We start from the raw sequence: 6,622 nt of genomic DNA, 5'->3' as shown, positions 1-6,622 counted from the left end.
GATTCCATGGAGAGAGTCCTGCGGATAATAGTTTTTGGCAGCAAGGAGGCTTTCAAAACGTAATGGCTTCTTGCTCAACCCCAAAAACGTTGTTTCAAAGATCAAAGCCCCATGAAAAAATCATATTTCCATGGGAAAATGGATTGATGTGCCCAAGAAACAGTCAATTTTAGGAAAAAAAGACTTCATCTCCGGATAAATCGTAGATGAAAGCCTTGCTCCTTTAAAATTCATCATGACAACCTCTGATACCTCATGAAGAGTTGCGTCTTTGGCGAATAAGTCGCTAAAACGGGAATAGCTGGCTTAAACTTTTCGTATATATTAGTTAGGCGTCAAATTGATTGACGTAAAAACAGCCAGATAATCAAATGCGAACCCGAAAGCGGCATCCGGATTAGACGTATTTGCCCACCGGATTAATATTATTTTTCAAGATATATTTTTTCCCTGGTGGTTCACAAGTAATAGAGACGGGCGTACTCGCCCGTCTCTATTACTTGTTATTGTTCTACCTCTCTCACCCGTTGCCAAGTTTACGCAGGTTGATTGTCTAATTCCCGCACTTCAGGCTTCACAAGCTCCTCACCTATTTTCAACCGCATGGCATCCCTGGCCAGAGCCTTGACCAGGGCAAGCCCCATGAGCACCATTATCGCAGAAAAAGGAAGCGCTCCAAGAAGCATTGCGGATTTGATCGCCCCCAGGCCACCGGCAAGGAGCAGGACAGTAATCACAACGGTAACAGTTGATCCCCAGAAAATAATATGCCGTTTTGCTTTCTGCCCCTCATCACCTCCTGATAAAATCGTGTTGAGGATCAAAATGCCGGAATCTGCGGAGGTAACAAGATAGGTTATCAGGAGAATTGCCACCATAAATGTCATGAGCTTGAACACACCGCTGCCAACCATTAATTTGAGGGTTGCATAGAGTTGCGCTTCCTGTCCTGCCGAAAGGATGGCGCCACCGGCTTTTCCCGTCAACTCCAGGTCAATCGCCGTACCGCCGACGACGGTAAACCAGATAAAACACATGATTGAAGGCAGGATCATGGTACCCAGCACATACTCACGAATCGTCCGGCCACGGGATATCCTGGCAAAGAACAGACCGACAAACGGTGCAAAGGCAATCCACCAGGCCCAGTAGAAGACGGTCCACCAGACCGACTGCCATTTATAAAGTGTTGCTGCAGGCTCCACATCGGAATTGGCCCAGTAGGTCATAGCCTGAACCGGAAAGTTAACGATATAATCTGCGATGCCAACAAAAAAAGATTTTATGGCAACAAAGGGGGAGCCAAAAATAAGGAAGAACGCCAACAAGGCAAAGGACAGAATCATATTAATGTTGCTGAGCCACTTAATGCCTTTTCTCACTCCAGATGCAGCAGACAGGATGGATGCGGCCATAATGATGACAAGACCTACAAGCATGGCACTGTTGGTAGGAGCTCCTTCGCTGTTGAGCATCCAGTCGGCACCGGTGATGATACTCAATCCAGATGCAAACTGGGTGATGCCGTAGCCGATGGTAACGGCAATGCCCAGAATAGTTGCAATAACAGCTGAAATATCAACAAGATCACCAGCAAGCCCTTCCATCTTCCTGCCGAAAAGCGGCGTAAGTCCAGATCTGATGGTCAGGGGCAAGTTTCTGTTATAGGAGAAAAAAGCAAGTGCAAGTCCGACAATGCCGTAACAACTCCAGGCCGTAAGCCCCCAGTGGAAAAAGGACCACTTGTAAACCGAACGGAGAGTTTCTGCGGATTTAGGAGCAACCGCGCCGATAATAGTATCGGGATTACTGGCAAAATGATAGATCGGCTCTGCAGTGGAAAAGGTGAGCATGCCGATTCCGATACCGGCGCCAAACATCATTGAAAACCACGAAAATCTGCTGAATTCCGGTTTTGCATCCAGGCCGCCAAGCCGGACCTTGCCAATGGATGGGAACACAGCTAGCACCAAGCAGAGAAAAACGACAAAGGCCATGGCATAGATATACCAGGGACCAAAGGACTCAAAAGACCAGCCGCGGATTTTCAACAGCAGAGCTCCGGCCTGCTCTGAGAAGAAGGCAGCCCACAGCACTAGCGCACTGATGATGATTTTCGATCCTATGGTTGTCCCTTTGCTAAACCCCGCGTAGAACCCCTCCCTGCTTACCTTTATGTTGAGATCTGTTACTGGTGGTTTTAGTGCCATGCATTCCTCCTTAAAAAGAATTGCTCATCACCCTTGAGCCCAATATTACCCCATGATGATTTTATTTTACCCAATAAATCCAGTGAGTTTCTGTTGAAAACAAACCGGACTTTGCCGGAGCAGCCCAATACTTGAAGATATCTCTGTATCTGTTGAAATTGTCCCCTCCTAAGACTTTAAAGTTATCCGGCCGTCAACAGGCTACTTTTTCCCTAAAAAACGCACCGGTTATTTTTATCTTGATCACCCTCACAAGAGCACTTTTTTGTCAGGAATATTGTTTTCCAGCTTGGCTCGGCACTCTTACGTGCCTCATTCTGAATCGCCTGCTCAGTAACTGTTGCATCGATGAGTAGTTTCTCGCTATTTTCCTCTTTCGCTCTGCCTGTACGACGGGGCCTCCCGATCTTCTCAAGGGTAATTTGTTCAAATTGGGCAAACACTTTTGCACCCATCCGTTCGCGAATATCTACGAACAGGCTTATCCACATAACTGCTGAAGCCGACAAAATATTGGATGTACGGGTTTCCCTGAATTTGCATAGCCGTCTCCTCGTGACTTAGAGTCAGCTTATTTTTAAGGATCATTGCTCCGATCATCAGTCGTGCATCTTTACCGGGGTTTCCCTTCCTGGGATTCATAGTTTTGCAATAGCATGTAGCCAGGTCGTCCTACGGAACAGCATCGTTCCACTACACCCAACGGTTGTTCGGATTCAATGAACCACCAAAGGGAAGGACCCATTCAGACTGAGTTGCTTACTGCTCGTATATCGCATCACGTGCAAACCTTCTGAGGAAGATGTAGTCAAATTCCTCCAGATTACACCCAATATGACAACCATATAGCTGTGATTTAGGGTGTTACTCATTGCTAAAGAGAATCTAAGTATTTTGCCGTAGAAGTAGGTGTTATCAATCTCATATCCAACATAAACAGAAGGCTATCAAGACGTGATATCTATTTGAGAGATCATTTAGCAGATTTAATGCCAGACGAAGGATTAATGTGTGAGACAGTGAGTTTTTGCTATTAACTATCTATTATCAACACATAAATATGGATTTTATAACATAAGGTCAAAGCATGACTATGCCTAGAAATTAAAATATTTTATTTTAAATTGATCTAAAAATTAAAATATTTTAATAAAATATTTTATTGGTATTGTTTAATTTTTTGTTTACGAAACTCTGAGCGATTGAGACCAAGTTTTTTCATTTTATACAAGAGGGCCTGAGGCGAGCCAAGTCCGAGGTTTTTGGCTGCGCGGGCGATATTTCCCTTTGAAGACAGAAGGACTCGCCTGATAATCTGCTTTTCCGCTGCACAGTATTCGGCATCAAGTTCCTGCAGCGACAGATCGGATTTTGAAGTAGTTTTGCAGAATTCATTGAGAGGAGTATTCAGGACGGTTCGTGATGAAACATTAGAATTAATCTTAGTTGCGGATTTTTTTTCAACAGTACCTGTTACTACATTAGACCTCAGGAAATGTTGAGGCAGATGACACGTTTCAATGAACTTACCCCTGTCGACAAAATTCATTGCTCCCTCTAACACATGTTCCAACTCACGTACATTTCCCGGCCAACGATAATGAGTAAAGTATTTCTGAACTTCCGGTGCTATGCCCGATACATTTTTATTTTGGCGCAAGTTGAACTTATCGATAAAATGATTGATAAGCTTAGTGATGTCTCTTTTTCGTTCGCGCAATGGAGGAATATTAATAGATACAACTCCCACCCTGTAAAATAGATCGACCCGTAAATTACCTCTCTTTATTTCCTCGATAGGATCATTGTTGACTGAGCTAATTATTTTGAGATCAATATTAATTTCTTTATGTGATCCTATCCTTCTTATTTTCATTTCCTGAATAACCCTGAGCAGTTTTGTCTGGAGCGATACAGGCATAGAGTTCAGTTCGTCAAGGAAAAGTGTCCCACCATTTGCCTGCTCAAATAATCCTGCCTTTTCTATGGCTCCGGTAAACGCTCCCTTTGATGTTCCGAAAAGAATGCCTTCAAGTAGATTTTCAGGGATTGCCGCACAATTTATCGGTACAAACTGGTTTTTTTTGAAGTTGCTTAAATTATGAATGGACTGCGCAAAAAGCTCCTTTCCTGTTCCTGTCTCACCGGTTATCAAAACAGAAGACGTTGACTCCGCTGCCATTTGGGCAAACCGGACACTCTCAGCAAGATCCGTACGCCGGCCTATTATATCGGAAAAGGTGAATCTGGTTCCGTTCTCTTTTTCAGATTTAGGGGATCTCAGGGGAGAAATTGTTGAAAATTTTCTTTCTACCGTGTGATATTCATTGACGAAACAGATGGCACCAACCAGGACTTTTCTACTGAACAACGGATACACATTCAAGATGGCATTTGTAACCTTTCCCAAGTGGGTGCGATAGAACATTGGCTCATTCAAAACTGGTTTAAGGCTAGTTAAACATCGCATCGTGGGACTTTGTTCTTTAGTCAAATCGTAAACATCCAGAATATTTTTGCCTATAGCATATTCAGGTTCAATATCATCGACCTTACTCATTGACTGATTGTAATAGAGAATTTTACCTGTACTTTCAGTCACGAGAATCCCTTCATGAAATTTAGAGAGGAGTAACGAAAGATCTACAGCGGTCCAATCAATTTCTTCCATGGAAAAGAAAAATTTTCTTAAATTATCCCTCATGTTACCTAATTTTCTTAATGCACTGATCGTGCGCTGATATCTATATTCAAGCTAAACCGCCTTAGTAAAAGCCTCATTCATTTTTTCACAGGCCTCTCCCCACTGTGAAAAGGCCTCTTTTGCTTCTAATATATCCAAACCTATCCGGGTGTAAGTACCAGGAGTGGCAATGGAGTCACATATCTCACGCAGTGACTGGTCAGTTTTGGCCGCTGCCAATGCTGTTGCCCCCTGCACGGAATGAAGTACCAACTCACGTGCCTGCGCTTCGGATAAGCCTTTCGCAATGAACCAATCGGTTAAATTATCGAGAAAGGCATAAATCCAACCATTCATGCACGCAGCTGTTGACGCTAATCCAAACTGACTTTGATCGTTAAAGACAATCAGCTTACCCAACTGGCTGAGCAGCTCACGTGCGATCGGGTTATCAGGATGAAGTGGCACCACTCCCTGGCCCATTTCCGAACAGGCCAGGGGGAGGGTCAGCACAACTTCGGCGGGCCCGGCCAGTACCTGGATATGTTCGAGTGACATACCTGCAACGCAGGATACGAGCAAGTGGTCGGTTGTTAATTTCAGGTTGCTCAGAATTTCTTCAACCTGGGCGGGCCTGACGGACAGCAAGATAATCTTGCATTGGTCTGCAACAGCCTGGTTATCGACGGCGATATCACACCCATGTTCCTGTTTCAGCGTTAAGGCGTGTTTTTTATTTCGAGGCGATAGAAGGATGGGACGTTGATCGCCTGCTTTGCGCAGTCCAGCGACCACATAGCTCGCCAGATGTCCCACTCCCAAAATTCCTAGTGTTTTGCTCATAAAATATTAATCCTTTTTTTACTCGTTTGCCAAATGAACCATTATTTCTTGTGAATAATTTTTAAACCGTACGTCGAACCGCAGACATCAAGTTTTGATGAAGATAATACAAATGAGGACCGTCGTTTATTTCGAATTTTTAAGTCAAAAACCAACCCCGTCACCATGGAAGCCCCACCTCCGTCACCCCCGCCGATCTTCTTTTTCGCCGTACTCCCCTGAAACTCCGGAGAAACAGTATCAGAAAGCATCGTTTTCAGTCCGTTCGATGATCTCCTGCTGCAGGTCATCGTTCATATCGTTGAAATAATCGCTGTACCCCGCCATACGGACCAGCAGATCCTTATAGTCGTCGGGGCACTCCTGGGCCGCCAGCAGGGTTGCCGTGTCGACGATATTGAACTGGATATGGTGGCCGCCCAGGGCAAAGTACGACCTGATAAGCTGGCCGAGTTTTCTGATATCATGATCCTTTTTCAACAAGCTCGGGAGAAAGCGCTGATTGAGCAAGGTGCCGCCGGACTTGATCTGGTCCAGTTTGCCAAGGGACTTGACCACCGCCGACGGGCCGTTGGTATCGGCTCCGTGGGAGGGGGAGGTACCGTCCGAGATCGATTTACCGGCCAGCCGCCCGTTGGGGGTGGCGCCGAGGACCTTGCCGAAATAGATGTGGCAGGTGGTTGACAGCATGTTCAGGTGATATTCCCCGCCCTTGACATTGGGCTTGCCCTCGATAATGTCCACCAGGTCATCGTATACCCGTACACCAATACTATCGGCATAATCATCGTCGTTGCCGAAAAACGGGGTCTTGTTCATGATGGTCTGGCGCATAAACTCTTCCCCGGCGAAATTTTTCGCCACTGCGTCAAGGAGCTTGTCCATG

Annotated in this window: 6 protein-coding genes; all 6 read right to left on the bottom strand. The window is 45.3% G+C overall.

Translation table 11 applies throughout. The features are described 5' to 3' along the window. Window positions 1-536 precede the first annotated feature (536 nt). Window positions 537-2,210 carry a BCCT family transporter gene (locus BLQ17_RS21375; protein ID WP_092226244.1) on the bottom strand — a complete coding sequence of 558 codons (1,674 nt, stop codon included), beginning with the start codon at window positions 2,208-2,210 and terminating at the stop codon, window positions 537-539. Between the two features lie 212 nt (window positions 2,211-2,422). Next, window positions 2,423-2,701, bottom strand: coding sequence for a hypothetical protein (locus BLQ17_RS22805; protein ID WP_176761387.1), 279 nt, complete (start codon window positions 2,699-2,701; stop codon window positions 2,423-2,425). Continuing rightward, complete coding sequence (locus BLQ17_RS23800) at window positions 2,637-2,798, bottom strand: hypothetical protein (protein ID WP_407919133.1); 162 nt, start codon at window positions 2,796-2,798, stop codon at window positions 2,637-2,639. Before BLQ17_RS23800 ends, BLQ17_RS22805 begins: the two co-directional genes overlap by 65 nt. Window positions 2,799-3,369: 571 nt before the next feature. Beyond that, window positions 3,370-4,881: a sigma-54 interaction domain-containing protein gene (locus BLQ17_RS21360; RefSeq protein WP_092226246.1), complete on the bottom strand. Its 1,512-nt coding sequence runs from the start codon at window positions 4,879-4,881 to the stop codon at window positions 3,370-3,372. Window positions 4,882-4,965: 84 nt separating this feature from the next. After that, window positions 4,966-5,736: an NAD(P)-binding domain-containing protein gene (locus tag BLQ17_RS21355; protein WP_092226238.1), complete on the bottom strand. Its 771-nt coding sequence runs from the start codon at window positions 5,734-5,736 to the stop codon at window positions 4,966-4,968. Between the two features lie 240 nt (window positions 5,737-5,976). After that, a partial coding sequence (locus tag BLQ17_RS21345; protein ID WP_092226235.1) for a glycine radical domain-containing protein occupies window positions 5,977-6,622 on the bottom strand: 646 nt, incomplete at its 5' end.

The sequence above is a fragment of the Desulforhopalus singaporensis genome (assembly GCF_900104445.1).
GTDB lineage: Bacteria > Desulfobacterota > Desulfobulbia > Desulfobulbales > Desulfocapsaceae > Desulforhopalus_A > Desulforhopalus_A singaporensis.
This window is presented reverse-complemented; position numbering and strand designations above follow the sequence as displayed.